18 protein-coding genes, 1 rRNA gene and 2 pseudogenes are annotated in these 25,072 nt (G+C 71.8%); 6 read left to right on the top strand and 15 right to left on the bottom strand.

The features are described from left to right. Positions 1-6: 6 nt before the first annotated feature. From GA0070215_RS23675 to GA0070215_RS23660, 4 genes are all read right to left on the bottom strand, one after another. The gene (locus GA0070215_RS23675) at positions 7-1,008 is read right to left on the bottom strand and encodes an ABC transporter substrate-binding protein (protein WP_091049952.1); all 1,002 of its coding nucleotides are present in this window, start codon (positions 1,006-1,008) and stop codon (positions 7-9) included. Further along, the gene (locus GA0070215_RS23670) at positions 1,005-1,802 is read right to left on the bottom strand and encodes an ABC transporter ATP-binding protein (protein ID WP_231394867.1); all 798 of its coding nucleotides are present in this window, start codon (positions 1,800-1,802) and stop codon (positions 1,005-1,007) included. The genes GA0070215_RS23675 and GA0070215_RS23670 overlap by 4 nt, the downstream gene beginning before the upstream one ends. Beyond that, positions 1,799-2,914, bottom strand: coding sequence for a FecCD family ABC transporter permease (locus GA0070215_RS23665; protein ID WP_244167116.1), 1,116 nt, complete (start codon positions 2,912-2,914; stop codon positions 1,799-1,801). Before GA0070215_RS23665 ends, GA0070215_RS23670 begins: the two co-directional genes overlap by 4 nt. Before the next feature lie 138 nt (positions 2,915-3,052). Next, complete coding sequence (locus tag GA0070215_RS23660; protein ID WP_091049948.1) at positions 3,053-4,141, bottom strand: CobW family GTP-binding protein; 1,089 nt, start codon at positions 4,139-4,141, stop codon at positions 3,053-3,055. A 98-nt stretch (positions 4,142-4,239) separates the two neighbouring features. Between GA0070215_RS23660 and GA0070215_RS29895 the strand changes: the two are divergent. Beyond that, positions 4,240-4,535 (top strand): annotated as a pseudogene (locus GA0070215_RS29895) (low molecular weight phosphatase family protein); the annotation flags it as partial. Positions 4,536-4,654: 119 nt separating this feature from the next. Here GA0070215_RS29895 and GA0070215_RS23650 read toward each other — a convergent pair. From GA0070215_RS23650 to GA0070215_RS23640, 3 genes are all read right to left on the bottom strand, one after another. Then, complete coding sequence (locus tag GA0070215_RS23650; protein WP_208600414.1) at positions 4,655-5,671, bottom strand: P1 family peptidase; 1,017 nt, start codon at positions 5,669-5,671, stop codon at positions 4,655-4,657. A 47-nt stretch (positions 5,672-5,718) separates the two neighbouring features. After that, on the bottom strand, positions 5,719-6,060 hold the full coding sequence (locus GA0070215_RS23645) for a DUF1330 domain-containing protein (protein ID WP_091049945.1): 342 nt from the start codon (positions 6,058-6,060) through the stop codon (positions 5,719-5,721). Between the two features lie 81 nt (positions 6,061-6,141). Continuing rightward, entirely contained in the window at positions 6,142-6,795 is a 654-nt protein-coding gene (locus GA0070215_RS23640; RefSeq protein WP_091049943.1) for a class I SAM-dependent DNA methyltransferase, read from the bottom strand. 130 nt (positions 6,796-6,925) lie between these two features. Here GA0070215_RS23640 and GA0070215_RS23635 point away from each other — a divergent pair, with 130 nt between their 5' ends. Together GA0070215_RS23635 and GA0070215_RS23630 are read left to right on the top strand one after the other, a co-directional pair. Next, positions 6,926-10,411, top strand: a complete 3,486-nt coding sequence (locus GA0070215_RS23635; RefSeq protein WP_091049941.1) for an NACHT domain-containing protein — start codon at positions 6,926-6,928, stop codon at positions 10,409-10,411. A gap of 41 nt (positions 10,412-10,452) precedes the next feature. Then, entirely contained in the window at positions 10,453-11,373 is a 921-nt protein-coding gene (locus GA0070215_RS23630) for an alpha/beta fold hydrolase (protein WP_036346619.1), read from the top strand. Here the strand turns inward: GA0070215_RS23630 and fxsT are convergent. The 5 genes from fxsT to GA0070215_RS28545 form a co-directional block, all read right to left on the bottom strand. Continuing rightward, on the bottom strand, positions 11,351-15,286 hold the full coding sequence (gene fxsT, locus GA0070215_RS23625) for an FxSxx-COOH system tetratricopeptide repeat protein (protein ID WP_091049939.1): 3,936 nt from the start codon (positions 15,284-15,286) through the stop codon (positions 11,351-11,353). The two genes, GA0070215_RS23630 and fxsT, sit on opposite strands and share 23 nt — an antisense overlap. Continuing rightward, positions 15,283-16,473, bottom strand: a complete 1,191-nt coding sequence (locus GA0070215_RS23620; protein ID WP_091049937.1) for a TIR-like protein FxsC — start codon at positions 16,471-16,473, stop codon at positions 15,283-15,285. Before GA0070215_RS23620 ends, fxsT begins: the two co-directional genes overlap by 4 nt. A gap of 129 nt (positions 16,474-16,602) precedes the next feature. After that, complete coding sequence (locus GA0070215_RS23615) at positions 16,603-17,415, bottom strand: AAC(3) family N-acetyltransferase (protein WP_244167114.1); 813 nt, start codon at positions 17,413-17,415, stop codon at positions 16,603-16,605. Further along, positions 17,403-19,709 carry an FxsB family cyclophane-forming radical SAM/SPASM peptide maturase gene (locus GA0070215_RS23610; RefSeq protein WP_091049935.1) on the bottom strand — a complete coding sequence of 769 codons (2,307 nt, stop codon included), beginning with the start codon at positions 19,707-19,709 and terminating at the stop codon, positions 17,403-17,405. The genes GA0070215_RS23615 and GA0070215_RS23610 overlap by 13 nt, the downstream gene beginning before the upstream one ends. Positions 19,710-19,715: 6 nt before the next feature. Next, entirely contained in the window at positions 19,716-19,889 is a 174-nt protein-coding gene (locus GA0070215_RS28545) for a hypothetical protein (protein WP_167361554.1), read from the bottom strand. A 418-nt stretch (positions 19,890-20,307) separates the two neighbouring features. On the opposite strand from GA0070215_RS28545, the gene GA0070215_RS23605 reads away from it, so the two are divergent. Continuing rightward, a complete protein-coding gene (locus tag GA0070215_RS23605; protein ID WP_091050138.1) occupies positions 20,308-20,601 on the top strand; it encodes a DUF4287 domain-containing protein in 294 nt (97 codons plus the stop codon). A 292-nt stretch (positions 20,602-20,893) separates the two neighbouring features. On the opposite strand, the gene argS is transcribed toward GA0070215_RS23605, so the two are convergent. From argS to GA0070215_RS23590, 3 genes and pseudogenes are all read right to left on the bottom strand, one after another. Next, a complete protein-coding gene (gene argS / locus GA0070215_RS23600) occupies positions 20,894-22,612 on the bottom strand; it encodes an arginine--tRNA ligase (RefSeq protein WP_091049932.1) in 1,719 nt (572 codons plus the stop codon). A gap of 273 nt (positions 22,613-22,885) precedes the next feature. Then, positions 22,886-23,122, bottom strand: a pseudogene (locus GA0070215_RS23595) (tryptophan--tRNA ligase); the annotation flags it as partial. Between the two features lie 227 nt (positions 23,123-23,349). Continuing rightward, a complete protein-coding gene (locus GA0070215_RS23590) occupies positions 23,350-23,790 on the bottom strand; it encodes a PRC-barrel domain-containing protein (RefSeq protein ID WP_018788085.1) in 441 nt (146 codons plus the stop codon). A 121-nt stretch (positions 23,791-23,911) separates the two neighbouring features. On the opposite strand from GA0070215_RS23590, the gene GA0070215_RS23585 reads away from it, so the two are divergent. Together GA0070215_RS23585 and GA0070215_RS23580 are read left to right on the top strand one after the other, a co-directional pair. Then, entirely contained in the window at positions 23,912-24,199 is a 288-nt protein-coding gene (locus tag GA0070215_RS23585) for an SCO4848 family membrane protein (protein WP_018788086.1), read from the top strand. Between the two features lie 718 nt (positions 24,200-24,917). Then, a 16S ribosomal RNA gene (locus GA0070215_RS23580) occupies positions 24,918-25,072 on the top strand; the annotation flags it as partial.

The raw sequence follows: 25,072 nt of genomic DNA, 5'->3' as shown, positions 1-25,072 counted from the left end.
TGCCGGTCAGGAGTTCAGGTCCCGCAGGTACGCGGCGAACTTCTCCAGCCCGTCGATGTTGCGCGGGCTGCTGATGCCCTCGTTGTAGTCGAGGACGAAGAAGCGGTTGTTGACCACCGCGGGCAGGCTCTTCGTGGTGGGCGAGGTCTTCAGGAACTTGATTTTTTCCTCGGCCGGTTGGTCCTGGTAGTCGAGGATGATGATCACCTCGGGCCGGGCCTGGACCACCGCTTCCCAGCCGACCTGCGTCCACCGGGCGTCCAGGTCGGCGAAGATGTTCCGACCTCCGGCGAAGGTGATGATGTCGTTCGGGGGCACCTGCTTGCCGGCGGTGAACGGCTGGTCGGTGCCGGAGTCGTAGAGGAACACCGGGGTCTGGGTCTCCGGTGCCTGTGCCTTGACCGCCTCGACCCGGCGCTTCAGGTCGGTGACCATTGTGGCGGCGCGGTCCTGCACGCCGAAGATCTCGCCGAGCCGCTCCAGGTCGGTGTAGAGGCCGTCGAACGGGGCGTGCCGCTCGGGATGGTTCGGGTAGTTGAAGCAGGATTCAGCGTGCATGAAGCTCTGGATGCCGAGCCCGTCGAGGATCTCCGGGGAGGTGCCACGCTTGTCGCTGAGTCCAGAGTTCCAGCCGGCGACCACGAAGTCGGCCTTGGCCTGGACGAGGAGTTCCCGGTTGAGCAGGTCGTCGCTGAGGAACTCGACCTTGGCGTACTCGGCGGCCCAGGGCGATTCGGTCACGGGCGGGTTGGCCGGCGGCATGACGTAGCCGTGGACGTGGTCGGTGAGGCCGAGGGCGAACATCTTGTCGGCGCTGCCGCCCTCGTAGACGACCGTGCGTTGCGGAAGGGTGTACTCGACGGGTTCGCCGCACCGGTTGACGGTGACCTTCCGTACGTCGCTTCCACTCGGTTCGACCTCGGCACCACACCCGGCGAGCAGCGCTGAGGCGGCCAACGACGCCAGCGCGGTACGGAGCGCGGCGGGCCGGCGCGTGGTCCCGTTCATCTGAAGTGTCCTTCCGGAGAGGGTGCGGAGTCGAGGGAGTAGAGCAGCTGTGGGTCGCCGGTCAGTGGGTGCGGCACGACGCTGACCGCGACGCCGAACACCGTCCGGATCAGGTCAGCGGTCAGGACGTCGGCCGGGGTCCCGGCGGCGACGAGCCGTCCGTGTGACAGCACGCCTATCCGGTCGCAGGCGGCAGCGGCGAGGTTCAGGTCGTGCAGGACGACGAGCACGGTCAGCCCTGACCCGCGCAGCAGCGACAGCAGCTCGATCTGGTGCCGGACGTCGAGGTGGTTGGTTGGCTCGTCGAGCACCAGGATCTGCGGTTCCTGCACGAGGGCGCGGGCGACGAACACCCGCTGCCGCTCACCGCCGGACAAGCTGAGCATCCCGCGGTCGGCCAGGTGCAGCAGGTCGAGCCGGGCCATCGCCCGGCGGCACAGGGCCAGCTCCCGTTCGCTGAGCGGCTGGTTGCCGCGGAGGTGAGGGGCGCGACCGAGCGCCACCGTCTCGGCGACGGTGAAGTCGAGGTCGGTGCCGCCGTCCTGGGTCAACGCGGCGACCGACCGCGCGCTGCGGCGCAGCGGCAGGGTGGCCAGGTCGTCGGAGCCGACCCAGACCGTTCCACGGCTGGGCCGTAGGGCCCGGTACACACAGCGCAGTGCTGTCGACTTGCCGGATCCGTTCGGTCCGATCAGCCCGACGACCTGCCCGTCCGGCACGTCGAGCGACAGATCACGGACGATCACGGTGCCGTCGATCGCCACCGTGACGTCGTCGAATCGAAGATCCATCATCGGCCGCCGAACAGGTAGCCACGGCGACGCATCAGCGCGAGGAACACCGGTACGCCGAGCAGGGCGGTGATCACACCCAGCGGTAGCTCCCGGGGTGCCACCAGAGTGCGGGAGATCAGGTCGACCCAGACCATGAAGACGGCCCCGGCCAGCGGCGCGACGACCAGCACCCGCTGGTGCGAGGCGCCGACCACGATGCGGACCAGGTGCGGTAACACCAGGCCGACGAAGGCGACCGCCCCGCTGACCGCCACCATCGCACCGGTGACAAGCGAGGTGATGACGAACAGCCGCCGACGCATGCGGGTCGGGTCGACACCCAGGCTGGTGGATGCCTCGTCACCGAAGGTCAGCACGTCGAGGGTACGGCTGTGCCGGTACAGGACGAGTACGCCGATCACGACGGTGCCCGCCACCAGCGGCAGGCCCCCCCAGGTCGCGGCGCCGAAGCTGCCCATCGACCAGAAAAGCATCGTGGCGGTGGCCTCGCTGTCCGGCGTGAAGTAGATGATCACCGCCATCAAGGCCTGGAACCCGAACGACATGACTACGCCGGTCAACACGAGACGCAGCGGCGTGACACCCGCGCGGCTGTACGCGGCCAGGTAGACCAGCACCGCGGCGGCCATCGCGCCGACAAAGGCACCGGCGGAGACCGCGTAGATGCCCAGCGCACCGAGACCTCCGGCGACCGTGACTGCGACGGCGCCCACCGAAGCCCCGGAGGAGACCCCCAACACGTACGGATCGGCCAGGACGTTGCGCACCAGGGACTGGATCGCCACCCCGACCGCGGCCAGGCCCGCACCTACGAGCGCGGCAAGCAACACCCGAGGCGTACGGATCTGCCAGATGATCTGGTACGTGGTCACCTCCTCGGCGGCGATGCGCCCACCGGTGACCGCGGCCCAGAGGTACCGGGCCGTCTCGCCGGGTGGGATGGTGGCCGGGCCGAGCCCGATCGTCACCACGAGCGAAACGGCGAGCAGGACCAGCAGGACAGCAACCGCGCCACGAGTGGGAACCGACGGACGTAGGTTCTCTCGAGCCGGGGTGCCGGCGGCGGGGACATCCGGTCCGGCGGCGAGGTCGGCGGCTCTGGAGGGCGTCACGACCCACGACCCTCGCCCAAAACGAAAGTCATTGTCAAATGCGCATCTGGGCACCCGTGACCATCAGGAGCGTCCTGATGGCAAGATGCCGGCCCGTAGCGGCCCGGCCGGCTATTCGGCCATCGTGTGCTCCGCCACCTAGCCAGACCCCTGAGCCAGACGTCGTCCACTGAGCGTGCGGTAGCGGTGCAACCGTCGGAGCCCGGCAACGTCGGGCCGGTCCGCCGGCGTGGTCGCAACAGCGTCCAACCGCTGTTGCGTGGCGAACTCGTCCAGGTGCATGCCGATCGCGACGAGTTCGCCGACCGGCGGCGGCTCCGGTAGCGGGGTGACATGGATCAGACTTCCGACGACATGCACGGCGAAGCCCTGCTCGGCACGGTGACCGCGTACCCGCACCCGGCCCTTGAGCCGGTAGGCACCAGAAGGAGGATCTTCGACCAGGTCGATCAGCATGCTCGGAGAAACGGGCTGTGCCAGTTCCGCAGAGGCCGCTCGCGCATGGTCGTGGTCATGGTCGTGGTGGCGCTCACGGACAAGCTGGGCGAGCGGGAGTTCGTCGACCGGATCCTTGTCGACGGCGGTGTCGAACACGAGCGTCGGATCGATCCGGCTGTGCCGGGCAGTGACGATCTGCACGTGGGAGTTGCGTCGCCGTACCCGTTCCTGGATCCGGTCGAGCACCCGGTCACGGTCCGTGGGCGGCAACAGGTCCGTCTTGTTGATGACGACGAGCGTCGCCGCCGCATAGCGGACGGGTGGCTCCGGCCGCAGGTCAACGGTATGGAAATGTTCGACCGCATCGATCACCTCGATGAGACCGCCGGGCCGGATCTCCTTGGGGTTGCCGAGCCTGATGAGACGAGCGAGGTCGACCGGTTCGGCCACACCGCTGGCCTCGACCAGGATCGCGTCCAGCCGCAGCCGAGGCCGGGAAAGGCGATGGAGCGCGTCGTGCAGACCACCTGCGTCCGGGAGGTGGCAGATGCAGCCACCGGAGATGACTGCGGCTTCGTCGACCTGCCCGGTCACGAGGGCTGCGTCCACGTTCAACGTACCGAAGTCGTTCACGACAACGCCCAGGCGAGCGCCGGGCCGACGCAGCAGGTGGTTGAGCAGGCTCGTCTTTCCCGCGCCCAGGTAGCCGGTCAGCGCGATGACCGGCACCGGACCCGACATGCCGACTGTGGAGGCGGGGTTGCCCGAGCGAGGCTCCGGGTCAGCCACGTCGCCCTCCCATCACCGCGAGCATCGACATCCTCCGTTCGACAGCACGGACGTGGGCAGCGATCTCGCCAGGAGGGCCGCGGTCATCCGCTCGGCCCCCGGCCGCGACCGTCAACCCCGCCGCCGTCGAGGCCGTGCGCGAGGTCGGCATCGACATCACCGACCAGACCCCAAACTACTGGAGTACGCCACCGCCGAGTCCTCCGACGTCATCGTCACCATGGGAAGCGGCGACGCCTGCCCGGTCTTCCCGGGTAAGCGCTACGAGGACTGCAGCGGGGTGAACAGCTTGTTGGCGGACCGGCCGGCCGCGCCGGTCAGCGTCGACTGGATGTTCGAGCCCACCGCGACGAGCGGGATCATCGCCTGCGTGTGCGGGTCGTCGAGGTCGTAGCCCCGCAGGTAGGCGATGGCTCCCGCCAGGCGGACGTTGATGACGAGCGCCCCCCGCGACGTCCACCGGAAGCGTGCGCCGTATCGATCACCGCTGTCAACACGACTGTCGTCCGTCGGTCACCGCGGTCCGTCGACAGTGGATTTAGCGTACGGCCGGGCGGTGAGCCGTCCCGCCGCCGCCAGCCGCTCGACCGCCGCCCGGTGGGGAACCGCGTGACTGGTACGACCGCCCACGCCGGTGGTGGTGACGGCGGTGAACAGCGAGTTGAGCAGCGCTTCCTCCACCGCGTCCAGTACGGCGGTGAACACCGGATCGATCGCGCCGTCCGGGATCGGTGGCTGGTCCGACGTGGTGAACGCGATCGCGTAGTCCCCGCTGGTGTTGCTGAACGACGCACCCACCCGGGCCATCGCGAACACCGCCCGGCGGGCGAGCCGCCGGAGCTGGCGCGCGTCCAGGGGTACGTCGCACGCCACCACGATCATGCACGAGTTGCCGGGCGGTTCGGTCCGGCCGGCGGCCGGGACCAGTTCGTCGACCGGTAGCGGCACACCGAGTGCGGTGAGGACGCCACCGAAGTTGGACTGCACCAGCACGCCGACCGTCCGCGTACGGCCGTCGGCTCGGACCGTGCGGGACGAGGTGCCGACGCCCGCCTTGTAGCCGAGGGCGGTGGTGCCGGTACCGGCCCCGACGCAGCCCTCCGCGGGCAGACCGCCGGTCGCTCCCGCGACGGCGGCCAGGACGTGGGCCTCGTTGATCGGGCGCCGCCGGATGTCCGACAGGTGCCCGTCGTTCGTCTCGCCGACCAGCGGGTTGAACGACAGCCCGTCCGGCCGGCGCCCCATCAGGTGCCCGAGCAGCGCGTCCGCCGCCCGGAACACCGACAGCGTGGCGGTCAGCACGACCGGAGACTCCAGCACGCCGAGTTCGTCCACCTGGGTCGAGCCGACGAGCTTGCCGTGGCCGTTGCCGGCGTACACCGCGGCGGGCAGCGTCCACCGCCCGGCGCCGAGCTGCCCCGGCACGATCGCGGTGACGCCGGTGTGCAGGTCGGCGCCGTCGTCGACGGTGGTGTGGCCCACCAGGACGCCGGGAACGTCGGTGATGGCGTTGTGCGGCCCGGTGGGCAGCGATCCGACGACGATCCCCAGGTCGCGGGCGCGCCGGCCGGGACGGCTCAGGAGGCCGCCGCCCGGATCGCCTGCACGATGCCGGTCGGGGCGTAGTCCTCGGGGACGCCCTCGACCAGGATGATGTCGCCCTCGATGTGCCGGGAGCGCAACGGCGCGATCTCCTGGTAGGCGGGCGAGTCCCACCACGCCCGCGCCTCGGCGATCCCCGGGAAGCCGAGCATCACGACGGCGCCGGGCCAGGTGCCCTCCTTCACCTCGTGCGGGGTGGCGTGCACGAGGATACGGCCGCCGTGCGGGGCGAGCGTGCCCGGAAGCCGCTCGATGTACTCGGCGATGTCCCGGTGCGGTACGGCGTCCTGGAGATGGGCGATGGCGTACGCGGGCATGGTGTCCTTCCGGCCGTCGGGCTCCGAACGCCGATCCTGGCACGGCGGTGAGCATCCGCGCTCGCCCGGACGGTCGGCCGATCAGCCGCCGGACGCGACGGCCGCGACGGCCGCGACGGCGGCGTGCGGCCGGTGGGCCTTGTTGTCCAGGCGCGTCAGGCGCTCGACCTCGGCGAACCCGGCCTGTCGCAGCCGCGCGGAGAACTCGTCCAACGGCCAGCGGTACGCGGTGGTGACCTTGTGGTCGAAGGCGCCCACCTCGTCGCCGACGAAGATGCCGGCCACGAGCGGCCCACCCGGCACGATCGCGCGGTGGAACTCCGCCAGCACGGCGTCGAGATCAGGTGGTGGGAGGTGGATCAGCGAGTACCAGGCGAGGATGCCGGCGACGGAGTGGTCCGGGACGTCGAGGTCGTCCAGCGACCCGAGCCGGTACGCGCCGTCCGGATGCGTCGCCCGCGCGTGCGCGACGAACTCGGGAACCATGTCGATTCCGGTGGCGTCGACGCCCAGCGAGCGGAGATGGCCGGTGAGGTGACCGGGTCCGCATCCCAGGTCGAGCACCGGACCGGTCCGGACGGCCAGGTGGCGGCCGATGAGGGCGAGGTCGTCCGCGTGCACCTGCCCGGTGGTGCCGATCAGTTCGATGTAGAGCGTCGCGACCGCCCCGTACGCCTGCCGTACCCGTGTGTGGTCCACCCGTCGACGATAGCGGCCGGGACGCCTTGGCCGCATTGCCGGTTGAATGAGGTGAATGAATGGAAAAGTCGGCGCAGGGCCGCCGCCCGGTGCGGGATCGATAGCTTTCCGTCACTGAAGTTTCTATCCTTGAAGAATCCCGATCGCCAGCAGCGGAAGGGGCGGCATGCCGCGCCGTTCGAGCCTCAGCTATCGAGATGCGTTACGACTGCTGGCCCCGGGCAGCGCGCGCATCACCGAGACCGACAAGGTCGTCAGCGCGGGGATCCTGGGCGCCGGGGCCCTCACCAGCGGTACGGCGCTGGCGCTGCTCGGCCCGAAGAACGCACTCATGCAGCTCGTCCGGGACGCCACCGGAAACCAGGCCGGGCGCATCCGGGCGACCGGCGGGAAATCGTATTACGAGCTGCTGGAGGCCAGCCATACCGTGCTGGCCCTCTCCGCATTCTTCGACGGTTTCCGCGACGAGGTCGGGCCGGGTTTCGACCGGCTGGAACTGACCGACGAGGAGAAGGTCGGCATGCTGCCGGCCGAACGGCGGCACCACACGCTCCCCCAGGAGATCGACGGCGGCTACTTCCCGCTGCCCTCCTCCGTGCACGGGATGGACGACACCCGGCGGGACGTCGAGGCCGCGTACGTCAAGCTCTACGACGCCACCATCGCCTTCTGCGCGGGCCTGGCCGCCTGGCCGTCGGTGCGGCGCGGGCTCGACCTCACCTCGATGCGCACCCGTGTGGTGGGCCGGGCCATGTGGCACTACGAGGACCGCTTCGACCGGCTCGCCGCTGACCTTCCCGAGTTCGGGTTCCGGATGATCCGGCAGGCGATCGAGCACAACCTGATCGACAACCGGAAACTGACCACCGAGGTGTCGGCCCGGCTGGACGCGCTGGCGCAGCTCTACCGCAACCTCGCCGAGCTGCCCGGCCCGGTGCCCGCGGACCGGCCCGATCTGCTCCGCGAATCACTCGACCGGCTCACCGGCTCGCTGGCGGCGGTGTTCCGGCAGCCGCTGCTGCGGATCAAGGACGTCGACTTCCACCTGCGGCTGCCGAACGTGGACAGCGGCTTCATCAGCCCCGACTTCCGGGCCGCCGAGTACGGCAAGCACACGTCACCGGAGCGGGAGCGCTGGTGGGAGGACCAGCCGCGCCGGGGTGACCTCGTCGGGTTCCTCTCCGAATACCTGACCGACCCGGCGAGCCTGCACCGTCCGCTGCTGCTCCTCGGCCAGCCGGGCGCCGGCAAGACGCTGCTGACCCGGGTGATCGCGGCCCGGCTGCCGGCGAGCCGGTTCACCGCGATCGTGGTGCCGCTGCGCCGGATGTCCGGGGACACGTCGCCGACGGAGCAGATCGAGGCCGCGATCGAGCAGGTGATGGACGAGCGCATCCGCTGGGCGGACCTGCGCCGGGCCACCCGGCACACGACCGTCGTAGTGATCTTCGACGGGTTCGACGAACTCGTCCAGGTCACCGGCACAGCCCACTCGCAGTACATCGACCGGGTGGCCGAGTTCCAGGAGACCCAGTGGGACCTGGGCTACTCGGTAATCCCGATCATCACGTCCCGGATCCTGGTGATGGACCGCGCCAGCGTGCCGCAGGGCACCGTGCTGGTCCGCCTGGAGGACCTGACCGACGCCCAGGTGACGGCCTGGCTGGCCGCCGTGAACGCGGCGAACGAGGACCGGCCCGGCTACCGCCTCCTGTCCGCCCGGGAACTGCTGTCGCACGGCGAGCTGGCCCGCCAGCCGCTGCTGCTCACGCTGCTGGCGATCTACTACAACGAGCACTGGGCCGACCGCCGTCCCGGCGCCGCCATCTCCCGGTCCGACCTGTTCACCGGCCTGCTCACCGCGTTCATCAGGCGGCAGGTGAGCGAGAAGGCGCCGATCGCGCTTCCGCCCCACGAGCGGGAGGCCCGCGAGCACCAGCTCCGGCGCGACCTGGCGATCACCGCGTTCGCCATGTTCAACCGCAACCGGGAACTGGTGAACCGGGCCGCGCTCCGCCTCGACCTCGACTGCTTCCGGGCCGGGGCCGGCGACGGCTCCCGGTTCGAACTCGGCGACGTGCTCGGCCCGGAACAGCTGGTCACGGCCGCGTTCTTCGTGGTGTACGGCCCGGACGACGTGCAGGGCGAGGACGCCCGGCGCACGTACGAGTTCCTGCACACCACGATCGGCGACTTCCTGATCGCCGAGTACGTCATCGGGGCGCTGCGGAGCCTGGCCGAGCTGCGCCGGCACACCCGCAGCCCGGCCGGCTTCGGCTACCAGCTGGACACCGGCCAGTTCCGGGCGCTGCTCTCCCACCAGCCGCTGGTGAAGCGGGAGGCGGTCGTCGGCTTCGCCCGTGAACTCAGCTCCCGTCACCCGCAGGAGCGGGACGGGATCGTGGAGACCATCGCCGGCCTGCTGGCCGAGGCCCGGCAGCGGACCGACCTGGCCGGCGTGGACGGCTACCGGCCCGCGCCGTACGACCCGGTGCGGCTGCTCGCCGCGTACACCGCGAACCTGGTCGCGCTCGCCGCGCTGGTGTCACCGGACGGCGTACGCCACACCGACCTGATGGACGAGGCGACCTGGGTGTCCACGGTCCGGCTGTGGCGGGCGGGGCTGGACGAGAAGGGCCAGCTCGCGATGATCAGTTGGCTCGACCGGGACGCCGACGGCCGGATCGTCGCCGAGCGGCGGCGCGAGGGCCGGGGCGAGACGGTGAACGTGGCCGCCGAGGAGGCGCGGCTGCTCGGCGACATCACCACCTACGGCCAGCTGCAGGCGGGCGCGCGGACGTGGCGCGGCCAGCAGCCGGACAGCTTCGAGGCCGGCCGCTTCCACGCCGACCTGGTCTCGCTCGCCACCCGCCGCTGGCCGGTGCCGTCCCTGCACCAGCTCATCCTGTACGACGAGCGAAGCTACCGGCGGCTGTGGGCGCGCGCCGTCGAGTCACCGGAGGCGGTGTCCAGCACGAGCGCCACGGTCCTGCTGGAATGTCTCGCCGAGGACGGCGCGCAGTTGCCCCGCGAGGTGGTGTGCGGGCTGACCCGGGTGGCGCTGAGCCGGCTGCCCGACTCGCCGACCGCCCCGCCCGAGCTGATCATCTCGTGCCCGTACCTGATCGACGAGTTCCCGGAACTGGTCGACTCGCTCGGCACGACCGACGACCACGCGGTGCTGCACGCGCTCATCCTGCGGCACGGGCTCCACCGGCTGCCGCAGCGGTACGTGCCCCGGGTCCGCCGGGTGCTCGCCGACATCGAGGACCGGCTCGCGGAGCTGCCGCTGGAGGACGGCGTGGTGTCGGCCGAGATGGCCGAGCAGTTCGCGGCCGCCCGGGTCGACAACCGCACCGCGCTGTGGCTGCTGATGGCGCTGAACGAGTACGCCGACCTGGCCTGGCCGAAGATCCCGCCGAGGACGATGCACGCCCTGCTCGCGCACCGGCTGCCGGACGAGTTCCTCGACGAGGCGAGCCTGTGCCGGCTGCTCCTGGACTACCTGCGGGCCTACGACCGGGTGCCGGCCGAGGTCTCGCTGGCATCAGCCCTCGACACGCTGCGCGTCCTCGCCGCGTCGGACCCGCCCGCCGACCAGTCCGGTCACCTCGACCGGCCCGGCCAGCTCCCGGCCGCCGAGGCGGTCTGACCACGCCACCCGTACCGCCACCACCCGTTCGGAGGCCCCGATTGGCACACTCGCCCCGGCACCGAGAGCACATCGTCCGGACGGGAAGGAGGAACCTGGCGGTCGACATCGCCGGGGCGCAACGCGGCTGGCCGGTGTTCCTGATGCACGGCACACCCGGCAGCCGCAACGGTCCACGACCACGGTCCATCGTGCTGCACCGGCTCGGCGTACGGCTGATCTCGTACGACCGGCCGGGTTACGGCGGTTCCAGCCGGCTGCCCGGCCGCCGGGTCGCGGACGCCGCGGCGGACGTCGCGGCCATCGCCGACGACCTCGGCCTGGACGGGTTCTCGGTGGTGGGACGCTCCGGCGGCGGCCCGCACGCCCTGGCCTGCGCCGCGCTGTTGCCGGAGCGGGTACGACGGACCGCCGTCCTGGTCGGTCTCGCCCCGGCCGGGGCGGCCGGGCTGGACTGGTTCGGTGGCATGACCGACGCCAACGTCCGGGACTACGGTGCCGCCGAGCACGACGTGCCGGTGCTCGCCGAGCAGTTGCGGTTGCGGGCCGAACGGACCATGGACGACCCGGGCTCGCTGCTGGCGCTGCTGGTCGAGCAGATGACCGCGGCCGACCGCCGGGTGGTGGCGGGCGTGCCGATCCGCCGGCAGCTCACCGACGCCTATGCCGAGGCGCTGCGCCAGGGGCCGCACGGCTGGATCGACGACGTGCTGGCGTTGCGCGCCGACTGGGGGATCACGCTCGCGGACATCCGGATGCCGGTCCGGCTGTGGCACGGCGCCGACGACAACTTCGCCCCGGCCAGCCACACCCGCTGGCTGGCCGAGCAGATCCCCGGCGCGCAACTGCACGTGCAGCCGCGCAGCGCACACTTCGGCGCGGTGGAGGTGCTGCCGGAGATCCTCGCGTGGCTGGCCGACCCGGTGGAGCGGGCCGCGGTCAGATCGGATGCGGGTCGATGATGCGCCGCTGCAACCGGCTCTCCCGGACGGCCTCGACCGCCGGGTGGTTCTCGCCCAGCCGGTAGGCCAGCTCGCGGGTGACCGCCTCCACCTCCGCCCGCCGGCCGCTCTCCACCCGCTCCTGCATCACCACCAGGTTCGCCCGGCAGCGCAGCGTGTTCGTGTGGTCGCGACCGAGGATCCGGACCAGCCCGTCGTGGGCGCGCCCCAGCAGGCTCAGCGCCTCCAGGTCCGCGGCCTCCCGGCCCTCCGGCGGGTCGGGCTGTTCGGCGATGCAGATGCCCTGGTTCATCCAGCCGGAGAGCGGGTACGGGTGCCCGCTGCCGAGCACCCCGGCGAGCGCGTCGGCGGACCGGCCGGCGAGCTGCCGCGCCTCGGCGAAGTCCCCGGCGCGGCGGGCCACCATGGCCAGGTTGACCATGCAGACCAGGGTCAGCGGGTGCGCCGGGCCGAGGTTGCGCTGGTAGATGCGGTGCACCTCGGTGAGTTCCCGGCTGGCGCGCTGGAACAGGTCGACGGTGAGCAGGTTGATCGACAGGCTCAGCCGGCAGGTGAGCGTCTCCGGGTTGTCCGGCCCGAACCGCTCGTTCAGCAGCTCGTACGCGGCTTCGAGGAGCTTGCCCGCCTCGACCGCGTGCCCGGCCGCGCGCAGCGACACCGCCAGGTTCGTCTGCGTCCGCAGGGTGATCAGGTGCTCGGCCCCGGCCGTGTGCAGCAGGTCCCGGTGGACGCTGCGCAGGCGGGCGACCGACTGCTCGAAGTCGCCCGCGTCGCGCATGTCGATGCCGACGTACGCGGAGGAGGCGAGCGTGTCCGGGTGGTTCTCCCCGAGGATCGCGCGGCGCCCGGCCAGCACCATCTCGTCGTTCTTGCGGGCCTCCCGGAAGTCACCCATCAGGCGCTGGGTGCTGGCGAGGTTGTTGAGCGCGGCGAGGGTACGCGGGTGCTCCTCGGTGAAGTTCCGCTTCCACGCGTTGAACGTGATCTCGTCCAGGCGCAGCGCCTCGCTGTACATGCCCATGCCGCGCAGGTCGCGGGCGAGCCCGCCGGCGGTCATCAGCGTGTGCGGGTGGTCCTCGCCGAGCAGGTCCCGCTGGGCCGCCAGCACCTCCTCGTCCAGCGCCCGCGACTCGGTGAACTGCCCGAGGAAGGCGAGGATGTTGGCGAGGTTGAACTGGAGGTGCAGCAACTGCCGGCGCAGGTCGTCGCGCGCCCGCGGGTCGGTCTCCTCCGCGAGCATCTGCTCCCAGGTCCGCGCGACCTCCTGCCCGAGCCGCCGGCCGGTCTCCAGGTCGCCGCGCAACTGGAGGTAACGGACCCGGTCGATCATGAGGGCCCGCACCTCCACCTTGCGGCTCAGCGGCGCCTTCGCCGCCTCCAGGTGCGGCCAGATGACCCGGAACCTGGGCCAGCCGTCGGGGTCGTCGACCTCGCCCTCCGGCCGGGCGGCGGCGAGCACCAGGTGGACCTGCCTGCGGGCCTCGTCGAGTTCCGCCTCCGTCATCCGGGACCGGACGGCGTGCTGGAGCAGGCGGTGCATGAGCACCAGGCCGCCTCGGCCCCGCTCGCCGCCGGACGGGTTCTCGGCCCGCAGGTCGACCCGGAGGAGGGCGAGCCGGTTGGCCTGCTGCACCAGTTGCTGGCGGACCAGCCGCTCCTTCGCCTGCGGGTGGAACGGCACCAGCGCCTCGGCGAACTCGTCGCTGTAGACCAGGTCGGCGGAGATCTCCGGCGCGAACACCGAGCAGAGTTGCAGTACCCGGTAGGCGGCCGGGTTGCGGGTCCGCAGGTGGTTGAGTGACAGCTCCCAGGTGGCCTCCACGGAGACGTTGCTGTTCGGCTCCATCACCGCGCCCGGCCCGAACCTGGCGATCTCGGTGAGGTAGCTGTCCACCGAGTGGCCGGTGTCGGCCAGCCAGGCCGCGGCGGCGGTCACCGCGATCGGCAGGTCACCGAGCAGGGCGGCGATCCGGTCGGCCTGGTCGACGCGCATGGTCGGCACCCGCTCGGTGAGGTGCTGGATGCTTTCCGCGCGCTTGAACACGTCGACCTGGACGGTGGTGGCCCGCTCCACCCACTGCAGGTTCCGGGAGGTGATCAGGACGTGGCCCTTGCCGTCCGGCACGTACGGCAGGACGCCCTCGACCTCGTCCGCGTTGTCCATGATCAGTAGCCAGCGGAGGTCGGTGCGGCGCAGCGCCTGGAGCACCAGCCGGGCGTTCTCCCGGTTCGATTCCGACGACGGTACGCCCAGGTAGGGCGCCAGGTCACCGATGGCCGACTCGATGAACGGCACCTGGTCGGCGTCGATCCACCACACCATGTCGTACGCGGCGCGGTAGCGGTGGGCGTACTCCAGCGCGAGCTGGCTCTTGCCGATGCCGCCCATGCCCTGCAACGCCACCGGCCCGGTGCCGGAGAGCACCACCTTGGGGCTGCTGCGCAGCAGTGTCCGCAGCTCGCGCAGGTCCGCCTCCCGGCCGGTGAAGCGCTTGTTGCGGCCCGGCACCTCGAACACCGTGTTGTCGCGGCCGGGGAACCGGGGACCGGTCGGCAGTTCCAGGTCGGCCGGCACCCCCTCGCGGCCGACCAGGCGCAGGATCCGCGCGGCGGCGGTCCGGGCCTCCAGGCCGGCCACCGAGACGGTGTGCGCGGCGGGCACGTTCGCCAGGCGCCGCACGTCCGCGACGTACACGACGAGCGGCACCTGGTCGGGCGAGCGGTCCGGCGCGGCGAGCACCGCCTCCTCGGTGGCGTTGGACTCCGACACGATGATCAGCTCCCGGGCCGTCCGGGGCGTCTCGTCCTCGGCGAACCACGGATCGGTGACCCGGACGTCGGCCGAGACCAGCAGGTGCCCGATCCACTCCGCCCACACCCGGTCGTACGGGGCGTGCCGGAGCAGGATCTCGTTCTCCACCGAGGTGGAGGTACGGGTGAACCGGGCGTTGACCCGCTCGCGTACCGCGCTGCTCATCGGCGGCAGCGACTCCACCTCGCCCCGGGTGATCTCCCGGGCCAGCACCTCGTACGCGGACAGCAGCGACCCGTTGACGCCGGGCTGGTCTGCGAACGTGGCGAGCAGTTCCTCGTACGCGTAGAACGCCTGGTAGGGCACCTGCATCCGGGCCCAGTACCGGTCCCGGTCGGCCTCGCTCATCCCGCTCGGCAGGCCGCTGAAACGCTGGCGCGCCACCGCCCGCCCGGTGTCCGCCTTGACCTTCTCCGCCGGGTCGATCCGCATCGGCACGGGCAGCACCCGGATCCGCCGCGACCCGTAGCGGTGCTCGACCAGCCGCGCCACCTTGGCGGCGCCGGTGATGCCCTGCTCGCTGAGGGTGAAGCAGGTGACCAGCACGTCCGGCAGTTGGATGGTGCAGATGTCGGCGACGTCGGAGAACCCGGTCCGGCTGTCGATCAGCACGTAGTCGTAGTTGCGTTTCATGTCGGCGCGAAGCGCGTCGAAGAAGTAGCCGCCGCCCTGCCGCTCGTAGAACTCGTCCCAGTTCATCCCGGCGAGCGCGCCGGCGTAGTCGTTGTTCTGCTGGCCCGCGCCGAGGAAGTCGAGCGTCCCGTCACCGGGGAAGTTGGACCAGTTCAGCGAGAACGAGTACTTGTGCACGCGGGCGTACTGCTCGTGCCAGCGGTCGTCGCCCTTGTCCTGCTTGGTGGTGGTGGCCCACTCGTACTCCCGGATCAGGTCGATCACCCCGCCGGTGCTCTCCAGCGCGTCCCGGTCGATGAACGGCGCGAAGAAGCGCGACAGGCCGGGGGATTCCAGGTCCCAGTCGACGGCGAGCACCCGCTTGCCGTTGGCGGCGAGGATCCAGGCGACGTTCGCCAGCGCCATCGTCCGGCCGGTGCCGCCCTTGTAGGAGTAGAAGGTGACGACCTGTCCCTCGCGTCGGGTCATGTGTCCACTCCCTCGTCGGGCGGCGGGTTCTCCCAGAGCCGGGGTTTGCTGATCGGCCGTCCCGGCGGCGGGTAGGCCGGTCTCGCCTCCAGGTAGCGGCGGCGCATCCGGTCGACCAGGCCGTGGATCCCGGCCCGCCAGTCGTCGTACGTGGTGATCGCCAGCGGGCGTGCCGCGGCCGGGAAGATCTCGATGGCCCGGTCGAGCAGCACCGCCGCGTGCGAGCGGCGGCCGGGTGCCGAGTCTTCGATGATCACCACGACCCCCACCCAGCGGTGCAGTGAGGCGACCGCCGCGCGGACGGCCTCCGCGCCGTCCGGCGTCTCGACCACCCGAGGATCGATCAGGAGTACGCCCGGGCAGCCCCGGAACAGCCCGGCGTCCGGCACGAAGTCGCGGACGTCGATCGGCATCCGCAGCCGTTGGACCGCGTCGGTCACGTCGTCGACCACCGGCGGCCGGTCGCGGAACGGGCGCCACCGGCCGGCGTGGGTGTCGGACCGCCCGTTGAGCCGGCCCGGGTCGGCCGGTTCCCCGGGCGCGATCACCACCGCCCGGAACGGCACCTCGCTGGTCGGCGACGACGGCAGGTCGGTCGGGCCGGTCGGCGGCTCGGCCGGTTGCAGTGGTGTCTGCTCGGCGGTGTCGACGATGTGCTGGGCGAGTCGGCCCAGCACCTCCTTGTAGGCGTGCTGGAACTTCTGGAGCCGGCAGAGCGCGCTCATGCCGTTGGCGGCGTACGCGTCCACGTCGGCGGCCATCGCCACGGCCCGGGCCTGGTCCGGCGCGTGCACGGCGGCGGGCGACGGGATCCACAGGACCGGCAGGATGTTGTCGCCGTCGGGCGGGCGGCCGGCCCGGATCAGCCGTTGCCGGAACCACTCCCGTTCCCGGCGCGAGTCGTCGCGGTTGAGATAGTCCGGTGAGTACAACGGCACGAACACCTCGGCCTCGGCGAGCGCTGTGCGTTTTCGTTCCGTCCGGTCGTCCGGGGGCCGCACCATGAAGTCGGCGAAACCCTGCCGGCGTAACCGGTCGCCGGGCCGGCCGTCGATCGCCAGGTTGAGATCGTGGTAGAAGCGGCGGACCCAGTGGTCGCCCGGGGTGCGGTCGTTGTGGGTCGGTGGGGGAACGTAGCTGAGGAAGAAATAGGGCGGGCCCGGCAGCGCGGGCCGCTCAGAGGTCACGACGGCACGACCGTTCCACGGGAAGTGCGCCTGACCCCCAACCGTCAATGATCACGCGCTGCTCCCCGGTCGACACGATACGGCGCCTATCGATCAGGGTAGAGAGGTTGCGCTCGGGTTACCAGGCCCTCACCGTCCGATGTGGGCGTCCATCCAGGCGACGGCGGCGTTTACCGCGTCGGATATCGGCAGCAGCCGGGCCGGTGCGCCGCCGACCGTTCCGTGCCGGGTGAACGCCGCCCGGTCGAGTTCCGCGCCGATCGCGGGAAAAGGGGCCGCATCCAGGTGCGGGGCCTCGAAGTCCAGCCGTTCCCGGCGACCGTCGCGCAGCACGTAGCAGCGGTACGGGCGACGCGGCGCCGGCCGGCGCGACCGGTACTCGGCGAGGTGCAGCGCGGTGCATGTCGCATAGCCGACACCGAGCAACAGCGTCCACGCCCCGGCCGCCTCCAGGGCGGCCAGCGGGGACCGCTCCCCGAGATGGGAGTCCAGGTCGTGGACGCGCATCAGCTCCTGCGCCCGCGGCCCCCACGCGCTGAACGACGTCTGCGGGTGCCGGCTGCGGACCGCGCCGGGCAGCCGGCGTACGTGCTCGGCGAATGCGCCGACCCCGAACGACGGTGTGACGGCCGGGTCGAAGCCGGGCATCCGGTCCTCGTACGCCAGACGTTCCTCGTCGGTCAGCCCGGCGGTCGCGGCGCGGTACGCGGCGCTGCTCACCGAGTTGTCGGGGGTCTGCGCCGGAACCACGACGGTGCCGGCCGGACCCACGGCCGTGCGCAGCGCCGCGGCCAGGGCGCCCGCGCCACCGTCGACCGGCCCGAGGGCGCGCAGGGAGCAGTGCACGAGCACCACGTCACCGGGGCCGAGCCCGAGCGCGCGCAGGTCGGCGGCGAGCGTGCCGGTCCGGTCAGCGGTGCGGGCGGCGGTCACGCCGGCCACCCGGACATCGAACGCTCGACCTGCCGGACCAGCCGCGAGCCCGCCGGGGTGAGCGCGTCCGCCCGCTGCAGCGCGCCGATCGCCTCGGCCGTCCAGTCGCGGTACCGGCGGTAGACCGCCTGCGCGCCGTCGACCTGGCGGTCGGCCCGGATCCGCCAGATGCCGGCCACCGCCGCGTGCGCGTAGATGCCGTGCAGGACGGCCTCCGCGGGCCGCGGGTCGGGCCGCCAGCCCACCGTGATGCCGATCGTCCGGGTGCCGTCGACCAGGTCGCAGATGTCCAGCAGCGCGTTCATCTTGCTGTGCTGGAACTCGTGCACGAGCAGCACCGCGAGCGAACCGGCGTCGGTCTCCGTGGCCGCGACACCGCCGAACGCCTGCCGCGCGGTCGACGCCTCGCTGACACCCGCGCCGCTGCGCCGTAACGGGACCACGGCCCGCAGCCCGGTACGCAGTTCCTCGGCATGGCCCGGCACCTCGTCCCGGATCACCTGCCACGCCGCCGCGAACGTCTCGGCCCAGCGCCCGGCCGCGGCGTCGTCGAGGCGGTCACCGGCGGGCAGCCGGTGGCAGTCGCGGTGCGGGTCGGCGTCCTCCAGCAGGACGCTCACGTCCGGCGTGGTGAGGGCGCGGGCCGGCCACCACCTCGGCGCGTCGCCTGGCGTGCCGGGACGGATCACCGCCGTCACGTCCCCGGCGGTCACCCGCAGCGAACCCGGGCCGGTCTCGACCCGGGCGGCGCCGTCGCCCACCTCGGGCAGCAGGACGGTGCCCACTGTCGGCAGGTGCAGGCGGCCGGACCGCACCGGTACGTCGAGGCGTACCGGGGTGCCGGCGTCGAGCGCGGCGGCGACGGCGAGCGCGTTGAGGTGGTCCGGTCCCAGCCGGGCGCCGGTGCCGGTGCCGGCGAGGCAGTCCACGGCCCAGGCCCGCACGTACGGGTGCGCCGCGATCCGCGCCACGGACTCCGGCGCACCGCGGTCGAGGGCGGTCAGCGCCGCCCAGCCGTCGGCTCCGGCCCCACCGGCGGGCAGCCGGTCGGCCACCTCGGCGAGCAGCGCGCGGACGATGGCGATCTGTGCCTCCACGAGCCGGCCGATGGCGACCCGGTCGCCGGTCAGGGCCGCGAGGCGGTCGATGAAGTCGTCGGGCAGGCCGGCGTCGAGCCGGACGGGTGCCGGTGGGTTCTCGTTCACGTGCACGACCAGCTCTTTCAGATCGGCGCAGTAGACACTCGGATGGTCGAAGTGCCCGGCGCCGTACCGGTGGGCGAAGAGTCCGCCACCGCACTGGTCGACCACCGGGCACCGCCGGCACTCGTCGCTGAGCCCGGCCCGGCCGGAGCGGCGGCGGGCCAGGAGCGGGTTGGCCGCCACGTCGTCGGCCGCGTGCGAGAAGACGGTCATGCCGGTGGCGGGCGCGCCGTCGTACGCGGTCTTGAGCGAGTCCGCCTGCTCCCACTCGCCGTCCGTCTCGATCACCGCCAGGTCGACCGGGTCGAGACCGAGCCACTCGGTGCCGCTGGGTCCGCCCCCGGCGGTGGACAGCAGCGAGTCGAAGAGACGCACGGACACGGGCCGTCCGTCGGCCCGCCAGCGGTCGTAGACGGCGCGCAGCCAGCCCGCGTACGCGGTGCCGCCGCCGGCCGGCCGCCACGGCGGGTCGTCCCAGGTGGCGTGCGGGAGCAGGAAGTCGATCCGCGGAGGATTCTGGGCGAGCAGGGACTCGTACACCGCGATCGGGTCGTTGCGCACGTCCACTGTGCAGAGCAGGCCGGAGTAGATCCGCCGGTATTCCGGGCGGCGCAGCAGGGCGAGCGCGCGCAGCACCTGGTCGTAGCTGCCGGCGCCGGACCGGAAGCGCCGGTGCCGGTCGTTGGCGGCCCGGTCGCCGTCGAGCGACACGCCGACCGCGACGTCGTGGTCGGCGAGCAGGTCGCAGAGCCGCTCGGAGAGCAGGACGCCGTTGGTCTGCATGCCGAGCCGGAGCCGGGTGACCGGGTCGATGACGCGCCGGAGGCCCGCGAGCACCTCGCCCAGCCGCTCGGCGCCGAGCAGCAGCGGTTCCCCGCCGTGCAGGATCACCGTGACGTCCGGCAGGCCGTGGGCCGCAGCGTGTCCGGCGATCCGCCCGGCCGCGGCCCGGAGCACCTCCGGCGTCATCCGCACCGGGCGGCGGCGCCAGCTCTGGTCGGCGTGTTCGTAGACGTAGCAGTGGTCGCACGCCAGGTCACACCTGGCGTGCACCTTGAGGACGAACTCGGTGAGCGCCGCGCGGGCGGGCCCCGGAGGCATCGCGGATCAGATGAACGACGAGAACTTCGCCGCCGGGATGCGGGTCTGATCGAGGTGAGCCGCCATCACCCGGCGCACGATGGGGGAGATGTCCGCGGCGGACAGCCGGTCGAGCGGCTCCGCGCGGACCCTGCCCAGCGAGACCGGGGGCTCATCCTGGCGCACGGGTGCGGTTGTCATGAGTGTTCCTTAGGTTCGTGAATGCGCCGGCCGAGCACAGCGGCGACGGCCAACCTAGTGGCTTTGGGAATCCAGCGCCATCGACCCACCGGTGGGGAGAGGGTGCCTTTTGGACGGTTCGCCGGCCGGCGTCGTCGTCGCCCGGGGGAGCGACCGTAAGGGATCAATTATGCGCCTTTTTGCCTATCTAGGCCACGAATCAAAAGTTCAGACTTCGCCAGAAATCGTCCACCCCGAATCCCCTGGTCAGCGGAGGGGCCTCGGACTCCTCACCCGCCAGCGCTGAGCGCGTACAACCGAGATCCGGTGAGCCCGATCGTTGCCCCGGAGACAACGACGGTGATCCGGTCCGTCGTTGATCGGAGCCGCCCACCCCGGGAGGGTGGAGGCCGTCACCACCGAGCGAAAGGTTGGGCAGATGTCCTTCCAGGCGTACCTCGACGCGATCGAGGACAAGACCGGCAAGACCCCGCGCGTCCTGGTCGACGAGGCCAGGGAGCGCGGCTACGACGCGGCCGACGTCAAGGCGGGCGTGATCGTGGGCTGGCTCAAGGACGAGTACGGCCTCGGCCGGGGACACGCGATGGCCCTCGTGCACGTGATCAGGAACGGGCCGAAGATCAGCGCCAAGCACGTCGGATCCACCGGCTCCCACCGCGACGACAGCGACACGCTGTGGCTGGACGGCAGGGCCGCCCGGGCGTCAGCCTAGCGAGAGCGTTCTATCATTCCCGCCATGGGAGCGATCAAGCCGTGGCAGCTGTCCGTCCTGGCGCTCTGCTGCCTGCTGCCGCTCATCGCGGCAGTGGTGGCGGTGGTGTGGACGCGGCGGAGTCGCCGCTGACCCGTCAGTGGCCGGCGACGAACTCCTCCACCGCCGTGCAGACCCGCCCGAGCGCCTCGGCCGAGCGAGTACCGCGCGCCGATCCGCCATCGTCGCCTCCCTCTCGTTCGGTCGATGCGTCACGCTAGCCGCTGCACGGTTTTCCGGTGACCCCTCGGCCTCAGAGCCGTTCCGGGGTACGGATGCCGAGTAGGTCCAGGCCCTGCCGCAGCACCTGCCCGGTCAGCTCGCACAACACGAGCCGGCTCTCCCGCACCGGTCCCTCCGCCCGCAGCACCGGGCAGCGCTCGTAGAACGCGCTGAACGCGACCGCCAGCCGGTGCAGGTAGGCGGTCAGGCGGTGGAACTCCAGGCTGCCCGCCACCTCCTCGACCACAGCGGCGAAGCCGACCAGCTCCATCGCGAGCGCCCGCTCGGCCGGCTCGGCGAGCGAGACCTCCGCGTCCGGCCGCGCCGCCGCGCCGGCCCGCCGGAAGATCGACCGGACCCGGGAGTACGCGTACTGGAGGTACGGCGCGGTGTTCCCGTCCAGCGACAGCATCCGCTCCCAGTCCAGCACGTAGTCCTTGTGCCGGTCCCCGGACAGGTCGGCGTACAGGACCGCGCCGATGCCCACCGCGCGCCCCACAGCGGCGGCCTCGGCCACGCCCAGCTCCGGGTTGCGCTCCCGGGCCAGCGCGGTGGCCCGCTGGACCGCCTCGGTCAGCAGCCCGACCAGCTTCACCGACCCGCCGGCCCGGCTGCGCAGCATCCGCCCGTCCGGACCGAGGATCGAACCGAACCCGACGTGCTCGGCCCGCACCGGCGCGGCCAGCCAGCCGGCCTGCGCGCCGACCGCGAACACCATCTCGAAGTGCCGCCGCTGCGGCAGCCCCACCACGTAGAGCAGCCGGGTGGCGCCGAGCGCGCCGGTCCGGTGCCGCAGCGCGGCCAGATCGGTGGCCGGATAGCCGTACCCGCCGTCGGACTTGCGCACGATCAGCGGCAACGGCTCGCCGTCCCGCCCCACCGAGCCGGGCGGGAACACGCAGTCCGCGCCGTCGCTTCGCCGCAGCAGCCCGAGCCGGTCCAGCTCCTCGACAGTCGGCGCGAGCTGGTCGTGGTAGCTGCTCTCACCCCGGAAGTCGTCGCCGGTCAGCGTCACGTCGAGCAGGTCGTACACAGTCAGGAAATAGCTCTCCGACTGCGTCACCAGCAGCCGCCACAGCCGCAGCGTCGCCGGGTCGCCGCCCTGCAACGCCACCACCCGCTGCCGCGACCGTTCCTGGAACGCCGGGTCGTCGTCGAACTTCGCCCGCGCCGCCCGGTAGAACCCGTCCAGGTCACCCATCGACAGCTCCTGCGCCGCCCCGGCTTCGCCCAGGTCGAGCAGGTGCTCGATCAGCATGCCGAACGGAGTGCCCCAGTCGCCGAGGTGGTTCGCGCGCAGCACCCGGTGCCCGAGCCACTCCAGCGTCCGCGCCGCCGCGTCCCCGATCACAGTCGACCGCAGGTGCCCGACGTGCATCTCCTTCGCCACGTTCGGCCCCGAGTAGTCGACCACCACCGTCTCCGGCTCGGCCACCACCGGCACACCGAGCCGCGGATCGGCGGCCAGTGCGGACACCAGCCCGCCGAGCGCGTGCCCGGCCACCGTCAGGTTCAGGAAACCCGGACCGGACACCTCGACCGCCGCGCAGACGTCGGCCAGCGACGCGCGCTCCCGTACCTCCGCGGCGATCTCCCGCGGTGGCCGGCCGAGCCGACGAGCCAGCCCCAGCGCCGCGTCCGACTGGAAGTCCGCGTGCTGCGAGCGCCGCACGGCCGGGTCCACCGGCCCGCCGGCCACCGCCGCGAACGCGGGCGCCAGCCGGTCGGCAAGCAACCTTTCAAGATCCATGAGTACGCCGATCTCGCTGTGGATCCGCCGCGCGGATCACCTGACGGGAACGCGACGGCGGAGCGAGGACGATCGATGACGACCGGCGGCTCGATCCGCCGGTCGCAGGAGGGAAGGCTCAGCGCAGGCGGTCGCGGGACCGCCGGCGTCGCAGCGCGCCGAGCCGGACGTCGGAGGACGTCATCGGGTACGCGTGCGAGCTGGCCATGTCGTCAGCGTAACCGGCCGGTCCGGGGTCGGCGCAAGCGCGTACCCCGGACCGGTTCGCCGTCGGGCCGAGGTGGCGACGGCCTTTCGGTAGCGCTCGGCCCGGCGCCGCACCTGGGTGTACGCGCTGCTCAGACCCATCGCCCGGCGCACCTCGACGAGCGTGCGACGCACCTCGGCGCGGGTCCGCTCGGTGCCGGTGACGATCAGTTCGTCGACCAGGCCGGGCTGCGCCTCGAAGCGGGCCCGGCGCTCCCGGATCGGGTCCAGGAACCGGTCGAGCGCCGTCACCAGCGGCTTTCGAGGGTCGCCCGGGTCGGTGGAGCGGGCTCGTCAGAACGAGCGCCGCCATCGCCCGCCGACGCGGAAACGGAGTCCGCCGGCACGGAGTACGTCGAGGATCTGCTCCCGGCCGTCGACAGCGTGGCCCGGGAGACCGCTGCGGGTCTCCGGGAGGCAGCTGCGCGGCCGGACCATGGCTCACACGGTATCCGCTCACCGGCCCGCGTCGCTGCCTCCTGCCGGACTCACTACTGTCGATAGCTTTCGGTGTAGTAGCTGCCGACCCGCTCCCGGTAGTCGGGGTGCGCGAAGTGGTCGCTGTCGAACGCGGGGGACTCCTTCACCTGCTCGCGGGTGCGGTCCACGTGCACCACGCGCTCCAGGTGGTCGACCTGGGCCACCGTCCCGGCCGGCAGCAGCACCTTCTTGCCGAAGATCCACGGGCCGGTGTCCACCACCAGGTACCGCGCGTCGGCGTCGTCGCTCGCCTCGTCGATGGAGCCGATCCGGCCGTCCGTCGCCTCCACCCGGTAGCCGGTGAGGTCGATCGGCGTACCCGGGCCGGGGGCGTCCGGGCCGTCGTCCGCCTCGCCGGTGCGCTGTTCCGGCACGTCTCCCGGCCGGGTCTGGTCGTACCCACCGGCCAGGGCGGACGGATCCCGCCAGGTCCACGGGTTGAACGGCTGCATCGGTGGCACCTCCGTCGAGTCGGCTCGACAGGAAAGTGCCCCGGGGGCGGGAACGGAAACGTGCGCCGCGTGGAGCGCGGGCCTGACCTGGGCGGTCGGCGCGCTGGCATACTGGCCGACCATGGTTCTGTCACGTGGTTGGTCGCTGTTCCTGGTCGCCGTCGGCGCCTGGACGTGGGCGATCTGGCCGAGGTTCGCGGTCGCCATCTGGAACGACGAGCGCGCCTGGTCGGCCGGTGCCGTCGGCGAGGGCAGCCCGACCGGCTTCCTGTGGGTACACGCCCTGCTGATCGCGGCGTCCCTGGCCATCGGCACGACGGTGGGAGTCCTGGGCATCAGGGCCTACCGCGTCGCCCGCCGCCCTTCCAGCCCTCCCGCGCCCTCACCGCCGCGGCCCTCGCTCCGGTGATCAAGGAGTTTGTGTCCCCGAGGGCCCCGGATCGGGACGTCACCTCCTTGGTCAACTCCTTGGTCGACGCGCGGCGGGACGGGTGTGACGCGCGCCGCCACCCGTCGATTTGACGATCAAACCTGGGGACGCGTAACTTTCTCTCTGCCAGCGCGGAACGGGGCAAACGGGACGAAAGACCGGGAGCGCCGAGCAGGGCTGGTGTCGGGTCCGACCAAGGCTTCAGGTCTTGAAGGACGCGGTCCGGGTGGGGCTCGCCGAAACGCCGCAGGGCGGATTTGGCGGAGCGGAACCGACCGGGTAAGGTTGTCGACCGGCAGGGCACCGGGCGAGCTGGCGGGAAACCGCAGCGGCCGGCCTGCCAAATCCGATGATCAAGCGCGACGGGTGACTGCTGCGCGTGCTCATCGGCGCCAACCCGTACGAAGCATGACAGACCGGGACACACGGTTTGACACGGCGGAGACGGTGCGGTAACGTAGTAAAAGTGCCCGGCGCGAGAGCGGCGGGTGAGCGGACGAAATGCCCCGGTCGGGGTTCCACGGTGTGGGGCTTGCGGTTGGTGTGTGGTTGTTCTTTGAGAACTCAACAGGGTGCTTGTAAAGCCAGTGCCAATTGTTTTATACCCCGGACTGGTGGCTGTTCTTTGGGATGGTTGCTGGTTGGGATTCCTTTGGCAACACTTTTGTTGTCAGGTTGATTGCTGTTCGACAAGTTTTTGTTGGAGAGTTTGATCCTGGCTCAGGACGAACGCTGGCGGCGTGCTTAACACATGCAAGTCGAGCGGAAAGGCCCTTCGGGGTACTCGAGCGGCGAACGGGTGAGTAACACGTGAGCAACCTGCCCCAGGCTTTGGGATAACCCCGGGAAACC

The organism is Micromonospora marina (assembly GCF_900091565.1).
Lineage (GTDB): Bacteria > Actinomycetota > Actinomycetes > Mycobacteriales > Micromonosporaceae > Micromonospora > Micromonospora marina.
This window is presented reverse-complemented; position numbering and strand designations above follow the sequence as displayed.